Origin of the sequence: Streptomyces niveiscabiei (assembly GCF_001419795.1) — a bacterium.
GTDB classification, from domain to species: domain Bacteria; phylum Actinomycetota; class Actinomycetes; order Streptomycetales; family Streptomycetaceae; genus Streptomyces; species Streptomyces niveiscabiei.
This window is the reverse complement of sequence record NZ_LIRL01000549.1, coordinates 770-3415: the sequence shown is the minus strand read 5'-3', so window position 1 is coordinate 3415 and position 2646 is coordinate 770. Positions and strand designations below refer to the sequence as shown.

Here is a 2646-nt window from a genome sequence, read left to right as displayed (position 1 = left end):
GGGCAGGACCTCGCCGTGTTCTGCCGGACCCTGCTGAACGGGGGGTCGTACGGGACGGCGCGCATCCTCGGCGCGGACTACGTGGACCTGCTGCTGGACCGGCCCGGGCTGGGGTTCGCGGTCGATCAGGCGTGGTTCATGGGGGGGTTGGCGGGGCGGGGAGCGGCGGGGCACACGGGGTTCACGGGGACGTCGCTGGTGGTCGACCGGGCCACGGACACGTTTCTGGTACTGCTGGCGAACACGGGGCATCCACGGCGGAGACAGGGCGGGAGCGGCCCGAGGGCCCGAGCGGGGACGAGGCTGGCCCGGGCGGTGCGGGGGTTCGGAGGGTGAGCGGCGCCGGAGTTCCGTGCGGCCCGAGCAGCGCTCCCGACCTGAGAGAATCTCTGCGTGAACTCGACCGAATCCCTCCGTACCGCCCTTGACTCGCTCCTCGACGGGCTGCCGCCCCGGCAGGCGGCTCAGGCGGTGGAGCGGCTGATCGCGAGTTATCGGGGCGTGACGCCGACGTCCGCGCCGATCCTGCGGGACCGTGCGGATGTCGCCGCGTATGCCGCGTACCGGATGCCGGCGACGTTCGAGGCCGTGTGCTCGGCGCTGGAAGCGTTTGCTGAGACGGTTCCGGGGTGGGAGCCGGGGAGTCATGTGGACGTGGGGGGCGGGACCGGCGCGGCGACGTGGGCCGTGGAGTCGGTGTGGCCCGGCGTGCGGGACGTGACGGTGCTGGACTGGGCCGAGCCGGCGCTCGCGCTGGGTCGGGAGATCGCGGCGGCCAACTCCGCGCTGTCCGGGGTGCGTTGGGAGCGGGCGCGGATCGGTTCGGCGCTGCGGGTGCCCGAGGGGACGGACCTGGTGACGGTGTCGTACGTCCTCAACGAGCTGACGCCGGCCGACCGCTCCGCACTGCTCGCCGGGGTGAGCGGGGCGGCTGCCGTGGTGATCGTCGAGGCGGGCACGCCGGACGGGTACGGGCGGATCATCGAGGCGCGGGACCAGCTGATCGCAAGCGGTTACACCATCGCGGCGCCCTGTCCGCACAGTGCCGCCTGTCCCATCGTCCCGGGCAAGGACTGGTGCCACTTCTCGGCGCGGGTGAGCCGTTCCTCGCTGCACCGGCAGGTCAAGGGGGGTTCGCTGCCGTACGAGGACGAGAAGTTCGCGTATGTCGCGGCNNAGGCGTACCCGGCTACCTCCCGGGTGGTACGGCGCCCGCAGATCCGCAAGGGGCAGGTGCTGCTCGACCTGTGCTCCGCCGGGGGCGAGCTGGGGCGGACGACCGTGACGAAGCGGCACGGCGACCTGTACAAGGCGGCGCGGGACGCGGAGTGGGGTGATCCCTGGCCGCCGGGGTCCGCCTACGCTGCGGAGGCATGAACTCCAAAGTCGCAGTGGTGACCGGTGCCGGTTCGGGCATCGGGCGGGCCGTCGCCGTCGAACTCGGGCGTGCGGGGTGGTCGTTGGTGCTGGTGGGGCGCCGGGTCGAGAAGCTGGAGGAGACGGCGGCGCTGACGCCGGACTCGGCCTGCCGGGTGATGCGGGCGGACGTGGCGCGCGAGGAGGACGTGGAGCGCGTCTTCGGTGCCGTACCGGGGCGGCTCGGCCTGCTCTTCAACAACGCGGGGACGTTCGGGCCCGGTGGCGTGCCGTTCGAGGAGCTGTCGTACGACGCGTGGCGGCATGTCGTGGACACGAATCTCAACGGGGCGTTCCTGTGCGCGCGTTCGGCGTACCGGCTGATGAAGTCGCAAGCCCCGCAAGGGGGTCGGATCATCAACAACGGTTCCATCTCCGCGCACACGCCTCGGCCGCAGTCCGCGCCGTACACCGCGACCAAGCATGCGATGACCGGGCTCACCAAGTCCCTTGCGCTGGACGGGCGTTCGTACGGCATCGCGGTGAGTCAGATCGACATCGGCAACGCGGCGACCGATATGACGGACCGGATGCGGGCGGGGGTGCTCCAGGCGAACGGGGAGGTCGTGCCGGAGCCGGTGATGGACGTCGCGGATGTGGCGCGCACCGTGCGGCACATGGCGGAGCTGCCGTTGGAGGCGAACATGCAGTTCGTGACGGTGCTGGCGACGGGGATGCCGTACGTCGGGCGGGGCTGAACCCCCTGCGGGCGGGGGCCTGTTGACCCCACACAAGCGGAACTGATTCGTCCGCCCTATTGCGGTGGTTGGCGGAACTATGCTCAACTCTTCTACACGAGAACTTCACACTTGGGTGGGGGAGTTCCGCAGACCATTCCGAGGGGGGAGAAAGCAGTCGCCCCACGGCACCGGGTGGGGGTGGGCCTCGCGGGGAACCGCGAGGTGCGCACCGGGCCGTGGGGCGTCTGCTGCAACGGGGCGGTGGCTCAACTCCCTTCGGGGGCGGCCTTCTTGGCGCGGCGGTTGCGCAGGGCGTACACGCCGCCGAGCAGGGCCCCCGCGACGACGCCTCCGACCGGCAGCGTCCAGCCCATGCTGTCGTCATCGACCGCTGTCCCCGCCGAACCGGCCGCGCCGTGCGGCGAGTTGTGCGACACCTTCGCGCCGCCCTCGCTGAGGGGCTCCGCGAGCGTCCCGACCGCCTTCGCCGAACTCCCTTGCGCGAAGCCCCAGTCGAGGAGGGTGCGCGCCTCCTCGTACACAGCGTTGA

3 protein-coding genes and 2 pseudogenes are annotated in these 2646 nt (G+C 71.7%); 4 read left to right on the top strand and 1 reads right to left on the bottom strand.

Annotation, left to right across the window (positions count from 1 at the left end; translation table 11 throughout):
• From AOK24_RS25800 to AOK24_RS25790, 4 genes and pseudogenes are all read left to right on the top strand, one after another.
• Positions 1-336: serine hydrolase (locus AOK24_RS25800; protein ID WP_159051981.1), on the top strand; the 336-nt coding region annotated here is incomplete at its 5' end.
• A gap of 57 nt (positions 337-393) precedes the next feature.
• Positions 394-1175: pseudogene (locus tag AOK24_RS25795) on the top strand (small ribosomal subunit Rsm22 family protein); the annotation flags it as partial.
• Between the two features lie 2 nt (positions 1176-1177).
• The coding region (locus tag AOK24_RS51160) for a small ribosomal subunit Rsm22 family protein (protein WP_240554123.1) at positions 1178-1377 on the top strand (200 nt) is incomplete at its 5' end.
• Complete coding sequence (locus tag AOK24_RS25790) at positions 1374-2114, top strand: SDR family oxidoreductase (RefSeq protein ID WP_055722456.1); 741 nt, start codon at positions 1374-1376, stop codon at positions 2112-2114. The genes AOK24_RS51160 and AOK24_RS25790, both read left to right, overlap by 4 nt.
• A gap of 248 nt (positions 2115-2362) precedes the next feature.
• On the opposite strand, the pseudogene AOK24_RS51155 reads toward AOK24_RS25790, so the two are convergent.
• Positions 2363-2646, bottom strand: a pseudogene (locus AOK24_RS51155) (D-alanyl-D-alanine carboxypeptidase family protein); the annotation flags it as partial.

Bases quoted from the DNA above. Each gene is read 5' to 3' on its own strand.
- AOK24_RS25790 (WP_055722456.1), top strand. From the start codon at position 1,374: ATGAACTCCAAAGTCGCAGTGGTGACCGGTGCCGGTTCGGGCATCGGG.